Consider the following 18,257-nt stretch of genomic DNA (forward strand, 5'->3'; position numbering starts at 1 on the left):
GCCTGTTCCTCCCCGGAGCTGTTTCGGCGTGCACCAAAACATTGCTCCTGGAACAGGCTTCATGTCAATTTCTTATCCAGAATTCGGGTTAAATATAAGTCTTCATTCTTTGTTTCAGATCAAATGAGAACGTGATTATCTCACTTCAAGTTACTATATATTGTGCTTAAATATGGAAATAAAACTATATATAGCGATATCTATCTTTAAGCTGAATATCAAAACGAGAATTGTTTGCACTTTTAAGCAACATTCTCAAGGAGCCATATTGTGAAAACTGTTGTGATAAAACGGGATGGTCGACAGGTACCATTTGATGAAACACGCATCAAAGATGCCATAAAACGGGCCGCTTCTGCCGTTGGCGTGACGGATGATGAGTATTGTATCCAAGTTGCATCCACAGTAACGCAATTAATCGCTGACTACAGGCAAGTTAATGCACAAGATATTCAGAATGCAGTAGAAAATCAGTTAATGGCTGGCAGATATAAGCACTTTGCCCGTCTTTATATCGAATATCGTCACAATAGGGATATTACCCGAGAGTTACATAGCCGACTTAATCAAGAAATCCGTGGTTTAATTGAACAGAGTAACGTTTCCCTGCTCAATGAGAACGCCAATAAAGATAGTAAAGTGATTCCCACTCAACGGGATCTGTTGGCCGGGATTGTTGCTAAAAGTTATGCCAAACAACATATTCTGCCGCGCAATGTGGTATTGGCTCACGAAAGAGGCGAAATACACTACCATGATCTCGATTATTCCCCCTTTTTCCCAATGTTTAACTGTATGTTAATCGACCTAAAAGGCATGCTAACCAATGGGTTCAAAATGGGTAATGCTGAAATAGAACCGCCAAAATCCATTTCAACCGCAACAGCGGTAACGGCTCAAATTATCGCTCAGGTCGCCAGCCATATTTATGGCGGTACCACCATCAATCGTATAGATGAAGTATTAGCCCCCTTCGTTAAAGCCAGCTATAAAAAACACTTGGCGATTGCCGAACAGTGGGATATCAGCGATAAAAAATCTTATGCCAAAGCACGAACAGAAAAAGAGTGTTATGACGCTTTCCAATCACTGGAATATGAAGTTAATACACTGCATACCGCCAATGGGCAGACTCCTTTTGTCACTTTTGGCTTTGGTCTGGGTACGTCAAAAGAATCCCGCTTAATTCAGCAATCTATTCTGCGTAACCGCATTGCTGGTTTGGGTAAGAATCACAAAACAGCGGTATTCCCCAAACTGGTATTTGCTATCCGTGATGGCCTGAATCACAAACTCGGTGATCCTAACTACGATATCAAGCAACTGGCTCTCAAATGTGCCAGTAAGCGTATGTACCCAGATATTCTTAACTATGATCAAGTGGTTAAGGTCACAGGCTCCTTTAAAACCCCGATGGGTTGTCGCAGTTTCCTCGGTGTCTATGAGGAAAAGGGTGAACAAATTCATGAAGGACGCAATAACTTAGGAGTTATCAGTTTGAACCTGCCTCGGATAGCTATCGAAGCCAAAGGCGATGAAAAACATTTCTGGAAATTATTGGACAAACGGCTGGCACTGGCAAAACAAGCACTCATGACCCGTATTACCCGCCTGGAAGGCATTAAAGCACGAGTTGCGCCAATCCTTTATATAGAAGGCGCCTGCGGGGTTCGCTTGAAAGCCGATGATAATATCGCTGAAATCTTTAAACATGGTCGGGCTTCTATTTCTCTGGGCTATATTGGTATTCATGAAACCATTAACGCATTGTATGGCAATCAGGTTCATCTATTTGATGATCAACAATTACGTGTAAAAGCGCTCTCAATTGTTGATCATCTGCGAAAAGCCACTGATCAATGGAAAAAAGAGACAGGTTATGGTTTCAGTTTATACAGCACGCCAAGCGAAAATCTATGTGACCGTTTCTGCCGCCTTGATACCGCTGAGTTTGGCGTGATTGAAGGCGTGACAGATAAAAGCTATTACACCAACAGTTTCCATCTTGACGTTGAAAAGAAGGCCAATCCTTATGACAAATTGGATTTTGAAGCCCCTTATCCACCACTAACAAACGGCGGTTTTATCTGCTACGGCGAATATCCTAATCTGCAACATAATCTGAAAGCACTGGAGGATGTATGGGATTACAGCTATTCATGTGTCCCTTATTACGGCACCAATACCCCCATCGACGAGTGCTATGAGTGTGGATTCACCGGTGAATTCTCTTGTACCAGTAAAGGGTTTACCTGTCCACGTTGTGGCAATCATGAACCTTCCAAAGTATCAGTAATCCGCCGCATTTGTGGTTATCTGGGAAGCCCCGATGCCCGCCCGTTCAATGCGGGCAAACAAGAAGAGGTGAAACGCAGGGTAAAACATCTGGCAAATGGGCAATTAGGCTAATGAAGGCAGGCTGACAAAGTGAATTATCACCAATACCACCCTGTTGATGTAGTCAATGGCCCCGGAACCCGCTGCACACTGTTTGTCGCCGGGTGCGAGCATCAATGTCCCGGTTGTTATAACAAAAGTACCTGGCGGGTAAGCTCCGGCCAACCATTTACGCAGGAAATGGAAGACCGTGTAATTTTTGATTTACAAGACAAACGCATTAAACGACAAGGGCTATCTTTATCTGGCGGCGATCCCCTCCACCCACACAATGCAGCCGCGATCCTGAAATTGGTAAAACGGGTTAAAACAGAGTGCCCAGACAAGGACATTTGGCTTTGGACAGGTTATCTGCTAAAGGAACTTAGCGAAATTCAACGGGAAATTGTCAGCTATATTAATGTGCTAGTGGATGGCAAGTTTATACAAGATCTTTATGAACCCGGTTTACTATGGCGTGGTAGCCGCAACCAGATTATTCATAGATTAAGATAATTTTATCGCTGCCAGCAGATTTTCTTACCAAATCCAAGCGTATTATCAGTCATCTTTATTTCATTGAGATTCAGTTGCCAAATAGGTGTTTTAACAGCAATTGCCACAGGAAAACGGCGGCAATAACGTGCTCTGGCAGCTTTATCTTGTTCACCTTCAAGACGAATGACTTCCCCTTTGAATTGAATACCCTTTATCTGTGCAATATTTCGAATCTGCCCAGCAATGGTACCTGCAACCTGCGGGTTTACCTGCATCATTTCACCGTGGCGCGTATGAAGTTCAGTCATAAACCAGAAAGCGATCTCATCGGCATTGAAAACATAGAAGCAATTTGCACACCAAATATCATCACCGGTTGCTGTACAAAGCGTTAGGACATGCTGTCTTGCGAGGTATCTATGGATAATCTGAAAGTTTTCAGGAGCGTTCACACTCTCTCCAATAGCAGGATTATATCTGCCTAGAAGCCCAGAACCACGCCGGGATAAACATCATCCTACGGCGTGTTCTGACATCTCCTGACAGGGCCAGGGTTCAGTATGTTCTACTATAAATTAGTTATAGATTTCAGCAACACCTGATAATTGATTCTTACCGCCAGCAGAGATAATGCGGAAAGAAGATGCCCCTGCTTTGTCAGCTTTTTTGGACAACTCGGCACTTAGGGTTTCCAAAGTATCAGCCCCCGTGACAGAAACTACGCCAACTTTAGAAGAGGAAGCAGTTTGAACTTCTGTTGCCGCCATACTACCAAAAGAGATAGCACTTAAAGCTAAAGCAGCAGCGATATATTTTACGTTTTTCATACTATGATCCTTGATCAATTTTTAGTTGAATGAGTTACTCTCTGTGATGTGGATCATAGTATGCTCTAAAGGCCGGAATAAAAATTAGCAATTATTGCTATTCTATTTCAATTTTTTTGAATAAATAATGCGACGTATAGCAAATTGATATGTAACGGGTCTTATAAAACTGTTATATTATAATAACTTAAACTAAATTATTCAGAAAAATGATATAGAAAAGCGTTCGAGTAAAATATAAATATCAAAAATAGAAAATTCAGAAAAAAATTATATGGCCGAAAATCAATGGGTTCTTTACTTACTGAAAACAAAATCTGGCATGCTTTACACCGGGATAACGACAAATATTCATCGCCGTTTTGCACAACATGAAAACGGGAAAGGGGCAAAATCACTGAGAGGGAAAGGACCGTTACAGCTGGTTTTCAGCAGTCATGCCGGAGACCGCTCCAGTGCCTCACGGCTGGAATATCAAGTAAAACAATTAAGTAAACAGCAAAAAGAGAGGCTGGTTATTTGCCAGCCCGTCTGTATATCAGAATATTTAGCATCAATTAGAAACGGCCAAAGTGTGGGGAATAAGTAACCAGTCCCTGATGGTCAGCCAAAAAACTATCAGCTAATTCATATACCTGAAAATAAGATTCATACGTTGGCCACTGGCAATACAATTGGTGCTCACTAGCAAGCGTAAAACCAAACCGGTGATAATAGTGTGGATCACCTAAAACAACGACGACGCCATAACCAAATTCATTCAGGCTATCCAAACCTTCATACACCAACTTTTCACCAATTCCCTGCCGACGATATTCTTCAGCAACCGCTAACGGCGCCAGACCAACCCATTGGTGATCTTCACCATTAATATCCACCGGACTAAAAGCCACGTAACCGATTACCTGGCCTTCGTCATCTGTGGCAACCACGCCTAACGTCAATAGTCCATCTTCCCGCAATCGTTGAACCAATTCCGCTTCCGACGAGGTATCAAAAGATTTCCGTAATAACCGATCTATTCCCGCAGCATCTACCGGAATTTCTACCCTGATCAACATGATAATCGCGCCAGATCGTGCTGATCCGCGCCCTCCGGCAAACTCGTTTTTACACACTCAGCCAATTGCAACAAACCTGCACAGAAAACAGTAAGCATGAATTTCAACGCTATCGCATCTACCAAATTTTTAACACACAACCCTAATTCTGTACGGATAATTATCAGAATCAGATCATTGGCTTCGTCGCTGAAACTAACCTCTTCCTGCTTATACTGGTTGACAACTAAATGACTAGCGCAGACAGTAGTAAACCAGCACAGAGTAAGATTGTGGATTTTTCCTAACACAGCTCAGACTCCTTACTTGATAAAGTAACGTAGCTATTTAGCCAAAATATATCGGCATTCCCCGATCCTACATCAAGAATCCAACACAGACCTAACTGTAAATATTACCTTTTAATTATTGTGGCAATATCTGACTATAAACTGCGCTAAATCAAAACATCTCATCACTCATTCAATTACAATAACTAATCATTTATTGTTTTATTCCGGTATTTTATATGGAGTAACTTTGTCCTACTAAAAATTTATTTGCGTGAAAAGTTATACAGATAACGAAACAGATACTCATTTATATTTGTCTGAAATATGATATCGAAGCCCGTTATCCCTCAATCTGAGGATGAAATAAAATATCGTACAAACATACAGTTATGGAAAAATTTGTAAACATAAGTTGCATACTAAAATTAAAATTTACACATACTGATTATAGCCGATGACAAACTTTTGGCTTAATGTATGGCTCCAGTCTATACGTATTTTGGAAGTTATTTAGAGAAATAATGTTAAAAAACACTCATAGACTTTATTAAGATTCTCTTCTGGATTGATTATCCTCGAGCTGAATTTTCACAAATGTATATAGTTTAGTCTTTATACAATAAATAGGAATGATGTATGGAAGGCCAAGATATTTATTCAAAATTCATTGGTAAGAGGATAAAGCTATGGATGGATGAGCGTTTCCCGCTGCAAAATGCGCCGCTTTTCTTTCTCTTTTATATCATCAGCTATTCCGTAGCTTTTTATTCAATAAGGGAAAAACCCGTTTTATCATGGGAAATCCTGCTCGGTTGCCTGATGTCCTTCTCCTATTTTTTACTATTACGGATATTCGATGAGCATAAGGACTATCAACTGGATTGTGAACATCATCCACAGCGGATTTTACAACGCGGTATTATTACGCTGAAAAATCTACGGGCGCTTGGTATCTGTTGTATCGCATTACAATTGGGTGGAAGCCTATTTTTAGATAGAGGAATAGGTTCAGTTACTTTTGCCTGGCTATTGGTCTTTATCTGGACCTGTCTTATGGGCAAAGAGTTCTTTATCGGTGATTGGTTAAACCAACACCTTACTTGGTATGCTATTTCCCATATGCTGGTAATGCCGCTCATTATCTGGTGGTTGGGCAATATCGCCAGCCCTAACCTCACATTCACTTTCCCAATATGGGTCTTAATGGGGTTGTGCTTTTTCTCTGGATTCAGTTTTGAAATTACACGCAAGTGTAAAGGTCCAGATGAAGAGCGCCTGGAAATACCGACCTATTCATCTATTTTCGGCAGAAAAGGGGCTGTCGCTATTATCGCGGCATTACTCACCGTAATGTTGATATTACAGATTTGGCTAATCCGTATCACCACTGATGGTATAGCGTTATGGGCGTTAATTATCTTGGTCGTTTGTTATGCATTGTGTCTATGGCAATTAAGTAAATTCCTCCGTAACCCCACTATCCAAAATCGCAAACGCGATGAAGCTGTCGTGGGAATATTTATGGTGCTGGGTTACTCGGTTTGCACTGCCAGCATCTTAATAAAGCTTGGGTTTGCTTAGGTATTAAAGGAAATATAATTATGTTGCAAAAGAATATCCAATCATATGTAAGTGATGCATCAGATAATACCACTGATCACATAGAAAACTGTGCGCGAGGTTCTATTCTAGAATTGTCACGTGACATATTTAGCATCAAAAAACACCAAGGAGCATCTGCCGTCCGTACAGAAACAACTCAAGTAAAATTATTGCCCCGCCGCCACCTCTACACCTACACCGAAGAAGCGCGACAAAAACGTCTGGATTATTTGGCAAAACATACCGGGCATACATTGGAACACGTGGCAAATACCCATCTGGATGCGACCAAACTGGCAAAAACCATTGAAGGATTTATTGGTTCAATAGAAATCCCCGTGGGGATCGCCGGCCCTCTCTTGATAAAGGGACAATACGCTCAAGGGATATATTATGCTCCACTTGCTACCACAGAAGGCGCTTTAATTGCTTCGGTATCCCGTGGTTCTTCCGCCATTACGCAATCAGGGGGAACGACCGCGCGTGTACTTGGTCAACGCATGATACGAGCCCCGCGTTTTGAATTTCATAGCGTCTCGCATAGCATTATGTTCAGTGATTGGATCAAAGAACATATCAGCGAATTACGGTATGAAATAGGACGCCATTCAAAACATGCGCAATTGTTGGAAATAAATCCACATATCATCGGTCGCAGCGTCCATTTGCAATTTATCTACAATACCGCCGCAGCGGCAGGTCAAAACATGACCACCATTTGCACTTGGTACGCATGTCAATGGATCCAACAACAGTTAGCCAAAATGGCGTTTATACCACTACGTCACTTTATGATCGATGGTAATACATCTAGTGATAAAAAGGTGTCTTATCAACCTTTCATCGAAGGTCGTGGAACTCGTGTAGTGGCTGAGGTTTATTTAGATGCTGAATCCTGCCAGCAAATCTTGCGAGTCACGCCACAACAACTTGTCACGGCTTATCATCATGTCTGCGAAGGCGCTATTGCCTCAGGGATGATCGGCATGAATATTAATGCGGCCAATGTGATTGCCGGGATGTTTACCGCTCTAGGGCAAGATATTGCCTGCGTACATGAATCGTCAGTCGCCCACCTGCACATGACATTAACTGCCGATAACCGCGTCTATTGCAGTATTACACTGCCTTCTCTGATCATCGGTACTATCGGTGGCGGAACTTATTTACCACACCAACGTGAATGTCTGAACATGTTGGGCTGCACCGATGAAAACGGCACTGCCCGCCTGGCGGAGATCATCGCCAGCTATTGTCTGGCCCTTGATATTTCAACACTGTCAGCTATTGCTGCGGATGAGTTCGCTCAATCACATGAAAGACTTGGCCGCTATCGCCCTGTCACCACCAGCAATATTATTGCACATACCCCACAGGACCTTGATCTCTCCTTCTTCCAGCAAGCAGATTTTAACCCTGTGTTACAAGGTGCCCATTTAACCACGATCAATCCTAAATTTTCTGGCGGTGATGAGCACAGCATGCTGACAAGTCTGAGCTCAAATTATGCGGAACGTTTAATTGGCTTATTTCCTTTTTCTATGACGACATCCGCACAGAACAATTTACCCGTGATGCTGAAACTGAAACCTCTGGGGAGTGAGGTCGTCAATATGGTACTGGATATCGCCAAACACTGTTCTCCTGAGTTGTTTGCTGTTTTCCAGGACTTTGAACATCAGCTTGAATTTAATCAAAGCCATAGCCGTGAGCTGGCTATTATGAATCAGCAAGATCCACGGTTGATGCGTTATATTCCAATTATTTATGGTGTGATTGAAAACGAAGCAACCGGAACTTATGCCCTGATTGAAGAATTGCTCCACGATATGGTGTTAATGAACAACATTAATCTGGAAACACCTTGGGAGCAGCGCCACCTTGAAGCTGCCATCCGAGGAATAGCAGATATTCACGCTATCTGGTTGGGACGAGAAGAAGAGCTCACGTTGAAGTTCCCACAACTGCAAATTGCGAATGCCGATACGGTTTCACAGATGAAGCCCCTGTGGCAAAAACTGGGCAATTTTATTCACCAAACGTTCCCTGAGTTGTTTCCCGTCGAAGAACAAGACGATTTCCAGTACTGGGTAAACAACACCGCCACTTGGTGGAAGGAAATCGAACAGATGCCAAGGACATTAATTCACGGTGATTTCAACCCACGCAATATTGCCTTCCGGCAACAGGAAACCGGGCTACGTTTATGCGCTTGGGATTGGGAGTTGTCTACTTTGCATCTACCACAACGCGACCTGGCAGAACTTCTGGCCTTTAGCTTAGACCCACAAAGCGACGCGGATAAGGTAGCCTATTATATTGAACTACACCGGGTTGAACTTGAGCAAAAATCGGGGCTCTCTCTTGATCCAATAAATTGGCGTCGCGGCTATGAATTAGCGCTGCGTGATTTATGGATGAGAAGAATTCCCCTTTATATGATGGCCCACAATGTTGTTGGCTATCCATTTATGGAGCGCACAATGAAAACTCTCCGCTGGCTTATTTCATTAATACGGAATTAATAATCAACCGAATATACTATTTAATTTTACTCTTCCTCTAAAATAAGGGTGCAGCAATAGCTTGTAATACATTCATATCTTATTGATCTATTCACGCCAACAATATTACGTGCAAATAAGACCATGATGTAAGCAAAGTATACTATTGCTGCATTGGTGGAATAATATGAAATATCTCTACACTCAAGATAACGCTATTGAATTGGCGGAACACTCCTTAGGTGGCAAAGCGGCTAATTTATTATGGCTTACGCAAAACGGTTTTCCTGTACCTAATTATTGGGTCATCAGCAGCGAGGTACTCAATAGCCTGCTTATCAAAGATACATTTGCAAACAATATCATAGAACAGTTGGCTGCCGTACCACGTGATATCAGCCAGGAAAAACTCGATACTATTGCTGCGCCATTGCGTCAGTGGATACAGTCGATTCCACTGCCTACCGAATTAGAAGAAGAATTGGCTCTCTTATCGGAGAATCACCCAGATACATTTTTCGCTGTTCGCTCATCAGCCATTGGCGAGGACGCCGCCAATGCCTCTTTCGCCGGGCAGATGGACAGCTACCTATTTCAACGAGGTAAATCAGCGCTGGTCAATAGCTTACGCGCTGTGATGGCCTCAGCTTTTAACACACGTGCATTACAATATCGCCTACACAAACAGCTACCGATGGGCAATATAAGTAGTGCTGTCATCATTCAAAACATGGTTGCCGGTGAGGTTTCTGGTGTTATGTTTACCGCCCACCCAGTCACGGGCAGCAGGCAACATTGCCTCATCTCATCCGCCTGGGGCACCGGAGAAGGTGTGGTTTCCGGCGAATGCGATACCGACGAATTCTCAGTTCATCTCACTACATCTGAGATTGAACGCCATATCACACAAAAAGAGACAGCAAGTGTTTTCGATACCGCCAATGGCAACGGTACAATAACGATACCCGTCGCAGAAGAAAAACAGTGGAAACCGACCTTACTCGATAATGAAATCTATGCATTACGAAATATTGGCAAAAAAATCGCGGCAGAACGAGGATGCCCACAAGATATCGAATGGACAATTCAAAACCATAAAATCTTTATTCTACAGACCCGGCCAATAACCCGCTTGCCACGTCAGGATGATCAAAGCGAGCGTCATATTATCTTTGATAATTCCAATATTCAGGAATCTTATTGTGGAATAACAACACCACTAACCTTCTCTTTTGCTCGCGCCGGTTATGCCACCGTTTATGAACAGACAATACGTGCCTTAGGTTGCTCGGATAAACAAGTTAACCTGCATCGTTCCATGTTGGAAAACATGCTCGGTTTAATTAAAGGCAGGATCTATTACAACATCAACAATTGGTATAAAGGGCTATTATTACTCCCCTCTTTCCAAACCAATAAAGAAGATATGGAAAGAATGATGGGGCTGGAAGATCCAGTTGATTTTGTTGAGGATAAAACGCTTTCACCAGGCGATAAAATAAAGAAACTGCCAAAAATGGGATGGGCATTTCTGCGCCTGTTATATGCCTTTAGGACTATGGATCAACGGGTAGAACTATTTTTAGAACAGTTCAAATGGCATGACGCCGCCATAAAACAAACAGAACCGCATACTTGTAACAGCGGCCAACTAATCGAGAAACTGAAATATCTGGATGAACATCTGCTACGACGCTGGACGACGCCGATCCTGAACGACTTCTATGTAATGATGTTTAATGGACGGGTAAATCGGGAGCTAATTGCTGCCGATATTGAGAATTCATCTGCATTATTAGGTGATCTCCTCTCTGGGGATGAAGATATTGAAAGCACCCAACCAACCAAAGTGCTGTTAAAGATGTGCCAATATGCACGCCAGCACCCTGAGTTGCGCAACCTATTGACCCACGGTGACGCCCGTACCCTGCTGACCCAAGTACGCCAACTCGATGAATCATTCCACCAGCAGTGCATCGATTATATTAAAAAATATGGCGATCGCACGATGGGGGAATTGAAGCTGGAAACCATCACGCTAAAACAAGATCCCAGTTTTCTATTTCTGATACTAAAAAACTACCTTGCTATCGATACTCTCACCCCAGAGACACTATCTAGCCGGGAAAGAAAATTGCGTACTCAGGCCGAAAACACGGCATTTCAGCAAATACACGAGCGACTTGGCTCCAGACGCATGAACGCTTTCAAAAACAATTTGCAGAAATTGCGCCAGGCGATACGCCACCGGGAAAATATGCGCTTCACCCGGACCCGTATGTTTGGGCTATATCGGGATATTTTCATACAACTTGGTCAAGCCTATGCACTAGAAGGTATCCTCGCTGAACCCCGCGATATTTTTTATCTCACGTTAGAGGAGATCTACAGCGGCTACGAAGGAACAGCAATACAAACCCAACTTAAGCCTTTAGTTGCTATACGCAAGCAAGAATATGCCAGCTACGAAACCGAAGATGAACCCGCTCATCACCTTTTCATTAGAGGCTCGCTGTATCAACAGCAAGATTACAGCTATCCCTATCGGGAAAAACAGGCCCCAACTGATAGCAATGTGCTACAAGGTATAGGTTGTTACCCAGGGCAGGTTGAAACAACTATCCGATTAATTAAAAACCCACAAGATGAAATGTCGCTGGCAGGTCAGATCCTGTGTACTGTGCGTACCGATCCCGGTTGGGCGCCATTATTCCCTACCGCCGGTGGGTTATTAATCGAACGCGGTTCTACTCTCTCACATTCCGCCGTTGTCGCCCGTGAACTGGGTATCCCCGCAATTGTTGGCATTCCTGCCGTCACACAAATTTTGCAAGATGGCGATCGAGTACGCATGGATGGCGCAACTGGAAGTGTTGTCCGCTTGCACGACACCACAACAGAAGAACAGGCATCAAGGAGTGAACATGTCTAATATCTTCATGGGAGAATGGTCTCCGGCCAATCCACTGCCTGAAGGTTTTCTTGACCTTCCGCCAATGATTTATCGCGATTGGCCGCTCTGGTCTGGTGAAGACCGGGAAAAAGTGCAACAACAGTTCAGTCCAAAGAATTCCTGGTTTAATCACAGTAAAGCTTGGATTGGCTGCATTCCTGGGAAAACCCGTCTTGTCGGCTTTTTAGTACCTCATAGTGTTGATGGCCGATCTGCCGCATTTTTCGGCTTTTGGGAAACGGATAATGACATAGCAAGCAACACCATGCTGTTTAGCGCCCTGGAACAATGGGCCAAGGAAAATGGTGCGTGTAATCTCTACGGACCCATTAATTTCTCAACTTTCGGCGATTACCGCGTTCGACTTGATCATTTTGAAGTCCCTCCCTTTGAGCATGAGCCTTATAACCCTCCTTACTATCCTCTTTTGTTAAAAGAGTTAGGGTTTGATATCCGTTATCGCTATATCTCACTATTCGACGATACTCAGGCAATAGCAGGCAACTTTCAGCAAGCTCATCAACGCGCGCAAAAACTTCCTGATATTCAAGCAACATTATTGCCGTTAACACCGGAATTATGGATGCAAGAACAGGTTAAACTTTATTCTTTTATCGACTCGGTATTTGGCGAAAATTTCGCTTATACCACGCCATCTTGGTCCGCCTTTCAACAGCACTGTGGTGAGGAGTTTATTAAACCTTTTTGCCGTTATCCTGCCTCATTTCTGGCTAAAACCACCAACGGCGAAATTGCTGGGTTACTTCTGAGTCTGTCTGTTCTACAAAAAGGTCAGCCCGCTATCGGGTTGTTGAAAACCGTGGCAGTTGCACCGCAATACCGAGGCAGTCGGCTGTACAACACGCTGTATTACTCATTTGAACAGAGCGCCAGGCGTATTCACCCTCGTCTGGGAGGCGCTTTGATGCGTGAAGATAATACATCTCTCAAGACCGCAGGACGGCTTTTTAATACACCGGCTGCCACCAAGCATCAATATGCGCTTTATTACAGGAGGATCGCATGACAAATATTTGTCAACCAATTGTCAATGCAGCCCAAAAACACCCTGAGCATTTAGCCCTGCAAGTGCCACATTCATTGGAGCACAGTAGCGGCTTAAGCTTTCAAGCGTTTTTTTCTCATGCCTCCCATTTCCAGCGTCTATTAACCCAAGCCGGCTTCGTCGCTGGCGATCGCTTGTTGGTGATTATTCAACCAGGCTTAGTCCTGTATCCATTGCTTATTGCTATTCTGGGTTTAGGGCTAGTTCCAGTTATGCTTGAACGCGGGCTTTCCAAAAAGCAACTGAGGGAGATACTGCGCCGCAATAAATTATCAGCGGTGATCACCCAACCTACGTTAGGAAAATTCTGGTTTTTGATCCCTGAACTGTGGCGACTGAGACGTTTTGTCATCGGACAACGTATCTGGGGCATGAAAGCGCTGGAAACACCCAGTCAACATTTATCTTTAGATAGCTTTATCTGCCGAGATTTACCGCCGGATACAACCGGGTTAATTACCTTTACCTCAGGCTCCACCGGCATACCCAAAGGCGCAAACCGCACTCATGACAGCCTGCTAGCACAACTTTATGCCATAACAGCGCTTTTTACTGAGGGAAAGAGTGAGATTGACCTACACAGTTTCCCCGTTATGGTGCTGCACTCATTATGCTGCGGCAACAGCAGTATTCTGCCTGATTTTGACTTTGCCCATCCGGCAACCGTTGATCCGCAGAAGATCGTCAAGCAAGTACAAGACAAAGGTATTACATGCCTCAGCGGCGCTCCCGCCTATATGAGCAAAATTACCGGTTATGCTAAGAGCAAAGGGTTGTCATTCCCCAACGTGCGAACAATCATTGTAGGTGGCGCGCCTGCCAACAAGGCTCTGCTTGAAAACTGCCTGACCGTCTTCCCACATGCTCAGCATTTAGTAGTCTATGGTTCCACCGAGGTTGAACCGATCAGTACCGTCGAAATGACGACTCAATTAAACCACTGGGCAACTCATGATGGTTATTTGGTCGGAAAACCGGTGACACAAGCAGAAATATGTATTCGGGAAATAACTGCCAACCCCCAACAAATTATCCCACTGGCCGCCGGTAATGTGGGTGAAATCTTGGTTGCCGGGCCTCATGTGCTCAAAGACTATATTGATAATCCTCAAGCAACGAAAGAAAACAAACTCCCACGTAAACAGGGGGGCATTTGGCACTGTACCGGCGACGTTGGCTATCTGGATACTACAGGACAGCTCTGGCTACTTGGACGGGTAAAAGACAAAGTGGTGTTAGATGATGGCCGTATCATTCATCCTTACGTACTGGAAAAAAGGATCAATGAACTACCAGAGGTCACTCAAAGCGCATTCGTGTTACATCCTTTAGGCGGTGCCGCTCTGATACTGGAGAGCACCACACTACCGGCAGATTTACCCGCTATTTTAGACCAGTTGGCGCTCACACTAGTTACCCGTATTTATTATGTTAATTCTATTCCGGTCGATATTCGTCATAACAGCAAAATAAACCGCATTGCTCTGACAAATATGCTCAGAAAAGGCCAATTGTCCTCCGTTCCATACAAAGAAAAATAAGGAAAAGTTATGAACAATAATCATTTTATTATCCAATTAAATAGAGCAGACTATATTACTATTGGTGGGGCGGTATTTAGCGCTCTTGCCGTGGCAGCCGCATTACAACATTGGTATTACTTAGCCATTGCGTTTTTATATCTTGCCATGCTTGGTGACGCGCTCGATGGTATTTTAGCCAGAAACTTAAATATTACGCGCCCATTTGGTCGTTATCTTGATGGATTTATGGATCAACTTATTTACTTGATCTCTCCAGCCATTATTCTCTACCTTTCCGGTTATCAATCTTGGTATTCCCTGTTTATTATCTTAATGATCATTAGTGGTTGCCTGCGATTATCTGTATTTAATGAAGTCGGGAATATTAAGAATGAAAACCAGCTCTCCTATCTCGGTATGCCCGTATTCTGGAGCTTATTTATTATCAGTGGTTACGCTTTGGTAAGCTTAGTCGTCGAGCCATGGTTAAGCCATCTCTTACTGACATTAGCGCTCCTTACATTCAGTATCGCTATGTTATGGGATCGCCCGTTTTATAAATTCAAGAGTCTCAATACTATCATCAGTACAACACTTGCAGGATTTGTTTTATTTACCGGTCTTCATTTCTGGAGTCTTTATGTTCAATAGTTTTTATCATGGATGGATTTTAATGATTCCCGTCATCCTTGGTGGTTGTTTACACATGGTAATTGTGACGAAAAACTATTTTGCCCGCTGGGCTATTCCAATACATCAACGTTATTTTGGTCGCAACAAGACCTGGCGCGGTTTTATTGTTGTACCCATTATTACCGCGCTATTTTCGCTATTGTGGTTAGTTCCCGGCACCGGAACACAGGACACTATTATTCCCCAGACTACTTCCTCCTGCTTATTTGCCGGTTTTCTGGCGGGTTTCGGCTATGTTCTTTTCGAATTACCGAACTCTTGGCTAAAAAGGAGACTCGGCGCACCTCCGGGAAAACACCCGGAACAAAATAAGCGATTGTTTATTTTATTCGATCAACTTGATTCTGCTATTGGCGTCACAATAGCCTATTTTATTTATCTTAATCTTACTTATGTCGATGCATTTTCTGTTTTCTTCTGTTTTTTAATCAGCGCCTTTGTCGTTAAAAATATACTGTTTCTACTTTCGCTGAAAAAAACCAGATTCTAGCCAGAAATTCCGATGGAAATACCGCAGCAAAACAGCTGCGGTTTCGCAATTTATATAATAGAACCCAATAGCGTGGGAAATAAAAATGTGGAATCATTCACTTAAACACCCTACGCAAATAATAGGTTATTTTCCTTAATTCACCATTACGCACCATACTTATCAAAATTCCTAACAGAGTATAAACCCCACCAAGAACCAGCATCATGGCAATATCTCCCAGTACATTCTGTACTGGCAATCCCATTTGGTTAACACCGGCAATCGCTTTCGTTGCCCAAGTCGATGGTAAAGCAGAAGAAATTGCTCTCACCCAATCAGGCATTGCCTGTACCGGCCAGACTGTGCCGGAAATATAGAACACAGGCGTGGTAAGCAAAGCGATCGTTAAATAGATCATTTCTACACTGCGCATACATTCTGTCACTAATTTACCTAATCCGAGTACCGCCAACATAAACAAGAACGTCAGCATTAATAGCAAAAGAATAGACGCCTCCTGTCGGTATCCCAACACCCACGGCCAAAGTACAAAAAAGATGATGGAGAGAAAAAGCCAAATCGGTAATAACGCCGACAACGCTCCCAAATAGACAGGCAATGGAGGTTTACCTTTCGGTGTACCACGTATCGTAATACTGACCCGCACACAAGATATCAATAACGAGTGTTGTAATAACATCACCAACAAACCGGGAAAAACAATTGCGGCAAAACTAACACCAGGATTAAATAGCCCAACAGTTTCACTACGAATCGGCATCAGTAATAATTCTGTCTGTTCAGGGCTAAAACCATATTTCAATAATAATTTACTGTTATATTCGTTTAGCAATTGCCGGTGGGCTGAGGTTAACTCTTGCTGAATTTGTCCATTGGCAAGACGACTTGTTGCATCGCCATAAATCGGAAAAGTGATATTTTTTCCATTAAGGATATTTTTCTCCAGATCCGCCGGGATGATAATGATCGCAAAAATTTCACGCAGCAGTAGATCGTGACGAGCATCAGCTAAATTATCATAGCTGTGGACAGCAATTTTAGCCGTAGAATTGAGCTGGCGTATCAAAGCCCGACTAGCAGAGCTGTGATCCTGGTCGATCACGGCAACCGGAAGATCCCATACTGTTGGCCGGACATATACCAAACTCATCATACACAAGGAAACCAGCATCAACATCCACATGGGCTTTTCCAACATTCCCATTAATACCCGGCGAAAAGTTTGCCAATACATCTGCATTATTCATCACCCTGTGGCAAACCAAGTCGTTTAAATAACCGGTTTCGTACTAACAGAAAGCAAACAACCGGATAAATAAATAATAAAGCACAAACAGATAAAATACCCAGCAAAGAAACCTCTCGCAGAAAAATATCAAACATCGCATTTAGCGCATGCGTCAAAGGCTCAATATTGGCAATTATTCGTGCCGGCAATATCATTGATAATTCTGGCACTGACATACCTGAAAAAGTCGTCGCAATACTGACTAGCACTCCAATTAAACTGTAAGCCGTCAATGTGCTATTAGTGAAAGTAAACAGCAACAGGCCAATACTTTGAGCGGCAATGACATAGAAGAAACCCACTATTACCATATATATCGGATTACCATTCACTTTTGCATCAAATACACCAATCAGAGCGGCCAATTCAACAATCAACAACAGAGTAAAAAACAGGGTATAAGGCGCCAATTTTCCCAATAGAGCGAAAGTAAATGGTTTCATTGTCATCAGTGTCTTGCTGCGTGCCATGCTATAAATCGTGCAGGTTACAACAAAAAGCTGTAATAAATGGATTGTGGCCGCAAACTGCTGATAATAGATGTAACTACCGCTGGCATTAAAAAGGCTGTCATAAACGAGCGTAACATTGGCTAATGGCGGTAACTGATGACCCATTTCCGTCGCCAATATGGAACGGTACTTCGCATTAATCTCTGCCATTAAACCACTGAGATCTTGAATAGAATAACTTCCGGCACCATAAAACAACGCGTTGTAATACATACGCACGGTTGGCTGGTTTCCTCTGAGCGCATTAGCTTCAAAATCGTGTGGGATATAAAGTAAAGAGTAATCCTTAGCACTGCCAAGCCTCTCAAGAGATTCCTGTAATCCGCCATCATAAGATTTAATCTGCGCATGAGAAGCCGCATCCAGGTTACGTATTAGATGACGTGACAGCGGGCTCTGATCATTATCAACCACCGATACTGGCAGATTGAGCAACGTCCCTTCTGAGAAATTAGCGCTGATCAGCACAAATAACATCAACGGAAATAACCAGCTTAGCCAGTGAAAAACTGGGCTACGAATCACAGCCCGGATTTCTTGGCTAAAAGCGCGTTCGAAACCACGCCATACAACCTTGCTTCGCATCAGT

Annotated in this window: 16 protein-coding genes; 10 read left to right on the forward strand and 6 right to left on the reverse strand. The window is 43.2% G+C overall.

The annotated features are described in order from the left end of the window. Nucleotides 1–270 precede the first annotated feature (270 nt). Together nrdD and nrdG are read left to right on the forward strand one after the other, a co-directional pair. On the forward strand, nt 271–2,409 hold the full coding sequence (nrdD, locus tag BA1DRAFT_RS04365) for an anaerobic ribonucleoside-triphosphate reductase (protein WP_036776447.1): 2,139 nt from the start codon (nt 271–273) through the stop codon (nt 2,407–2,409). 18 nt (nt 2,410–2,427) lie between these two features. Then, nucleotides 2,428–2,892 carry an anaerobic ribonucleoside-triphosphate reductase-activating protein gene (gene nrdG / locus BA1DRAFT_RS04370; protein ID WP_036776449.1) on the forward strand — a complete coding sequence of 155 codons (465 nt, stop codon included), beginning with the start codon at nt 2,428–2,430 and terminating at the stop codon, nt 2,890–2,892. A gap of 2 nt (nt 2,893–2,894) precedes the next feature. Here the strand turns inward: nrdG and BA1DRAFT_RS04375 are convergent, their stop codons facing one another. Together BA1DRAFT_RS04375 and bhsA are read right to left on the reverse strand one after the other, a co-directional pair. After that, nucleotides 2,895–3,326 carry a YhbP family protein gene (locus tag BA1DRAFT_RS04375; protein WP_036776456.1) on the reverse strand — a complete coding sequence of 144 codons (432 nt, stop codon included), beginning with the start codon at nt 3,324–3,326 and terminating at the stop codon, nt 2,895–2,897. A gap of 123 nt (nt 3,327–3,449) precedes the next feature. After that, on the reverse strand, nt 3,450–3,701 hold the full coding sequence (bhsA, locus tag BA1DRAFT_RS04380; RefSeq protein ID WP_036776459.1) for a multiple stress resistance protein BhsA: 252 nt from the start codon (nt 3,699–3,701) through the stop codon (nt 3,450–3,452). Nucleotides 3,702–3,975: 274 nt separating this feature from the next. On the opposite strand from bhsA, the gene BA1DRAFT_RS04385 reads away from it, so the two are divergent. Then, nucleotides 3,976–4,290 carry a GIY-YIG nuclease family protein gene (locus tag BA1DRAFT_RS04385; RefSeq protein WP_036776461.1) on the forward strand — a complete coding sequence of 105 codons (315 nt, stop codon included), beginning with the start codon at nt 3,976–3,978 and terminating at the stop codon, nt 4,288–4,290. Here the strand turns inward: BA1DRAFT_RS04385 and BA1DRAFT_RS04390 are convergent. Continuing rightward, on the reverse strand, nt 4,259–4,762 hold the full coding sequence (locus BA1DRAFT_RS04390) for a GNAT family N-acetyltransferase (RefSeq protein ID WP_036776462.1): 504 nt from the start codon (nt 4,760–4,762) through the stop codon (nt 4,259–4,261). The genes BA1DRAFT_RS04385 and BA1DRAFT_RS04390 overlap by 32 nt on opposite strands. Then, on the reverse strand, nt 4,756–5,052 hold the full coding sequence (locus tag BA1DRAFT_RS04395) for a hypothetical protein (RefSeq protein ID WP_051560659.1): 297 nt from the start codon (nt 5,050–5,052) through the stop codon (nt 4,756–4,758). Before BA1DRAFT_RS04395 ends, BA1DRAFT_RS04390 begins: the two co-directional genes overlap by 7 nt. Nucleotides 5,053–5,670: 618 nt before the next feature. Between BA1DRAFT_RS04395 and BA1DRAFT_RS04400 the strand changes: the two genes are divergently transcribed. The 7 genes from BA1DRAFT_RS04400 (at nt 5,671) to BA1DRAFT_RS04430 (ending at nt 15,865) form a co-directional block, all read left to right on the forward strand. Beyond that, nucleotides 5,671–6,615 carry a prenyltransferase gene (locus BA1DRAFT_RS04400; RefSeq protein WP_036776465.1) on the forward strand — a complete coding sequence of 315 codons (945 nt, stop codon included), beginning with the start codon at nt 5,671–5,673 and terminating at the stop codon, nt 6,613–6,615. A gap of 20 nt (nt 6,616–6,635) precedes the next feature. Beyond that, nucleotides 6,636–9,161: a phosphotransferase gene (locus tag BA1DRAFT_RS21195; RefSeq protein ID WP_051560660.1), complete on the forward strand. Its 2,526-nt coding sequence runs from the start codon at nt 6,636–6,638 to the stop codon at nt 9,159–9,161. A 166-nt stretch (nt 9,162–9,327) separates the two neighbouring features. Then, entirely contained in the window at nt 9,328–12,072 is a 2,745-nt protein-coding gene (locus tag BA1DRAFT_RS04410) for a phosphoenolpyruvate synthase (protein WP_051560661.1), read from the forward strand. Continuing rightward, nucleotides 12,065–13,120, forward strand: coding sequence for a hypothetical protein (locus BA1DRAFT_RS04415; RefSeq protein WP_036776469.1), 1,056 nt, complete (start codon nt 12,065–12,067; stop codon nt 13,118–13,120). Before BA1DRAFT_RS04410 ends, BA1DRAFT_RS04415 begins: the two co-directional genes overlap by 8 nt. Then, nucleotides 13,117–14,700 (forward strand): fatty acid CoA ligase family protein, encoded by a 1,584-nt coding sequence (locus BA1DRAFT_RS04420; protein ID WP_036776472.1) that lies wholly within the window; start codon nt 13,117–13,119, stop codon nt 14,698–14,700. Before BA1DRAFT_RS04415 ends, BA1DRAFT_RS04420 begins: the two co-directional genes overlap by 4 nt. 9 nt (nt 14,701–14,709) lie before the next feature. Continuing rightward, nucleotides 14,710–15,333, forward strand: coding sequence for a CDP-alcohol phosphatidyltransferase family protein (locus BA1DRAFT_RS04425; protein ID WP_036776478.1), 624 nt, complete (start codon nt 14,710–14,712; stop codon nt 15,331–15,333). Then, nucleotides 15,323–15,865 carry a CDP-archaeol synthase gene (locus BA1DRAFT_RS04430; RefSeq protein WP_036776481.1) on the forward strand — a complete coding sequence of 181 codons (543 nt, stop codon included), beginning with the start codon at nt 15,323–15,325 and terminating at the stop codon, nt 15,863–15,865. The genes BA1DRAFT_RS04425 and BA1DRAFT_RS04430 overlap by 11 nt, the downstream gene beginning before the upstream one ends. Nucleotides 15,866–15,962: 97 nt before the next feature. On the opposite strand, the gene BA1DRAFT_RS04435 is transcribed toward BA1DRAFT_RS04430, so the two are convergent. Both BA1DRAFT_RS04435 and BA1DRAFT_RS04440 read right to left on the reverse strand, forming a co-directional pair. After that, the gene (locus BA1DRAFT_RS04435; protein WP_036776482.1) at nt 15,963–17,108 is read right to left on the reverse strand and encodes an ABC transporter permease; all 1,146 of its coding nucleotides are present in this window, start codon (nt 17,106–17,108) and stop codon (nt 15,963–15,965) included. After that, nucleotides 17,108–18,253 (reverse strand): ABC transporter permease, encoded by a 1,146-nt coding sequence (locus tag BA1DRAFT_RS04440; RefSeq protein WP_036776484.1) that lies wholly within the window; start codon nt 18,251–18,253, stop codon nt 17,108–17,110. Before BA1DRAFT_RS04440 ends, BA1DRAFT_RS04435 begins: the two co-directional genes overlap by 1 nt. Between the last annotated feature and the right edge of the window lie 4 nt (nt 18,254–18,257).

The sequence above is a fragment of the Photorhabdus aegyptia genome, assembly GCF_000612035.1.
GTDB classification, from domain to species: Bacteria; Pseudomonadota; Gammaproteobacteria; order Enterobacterales; family Enterobacteriaceae; genus Photorhabdus; species Photorhabdus akhurstii.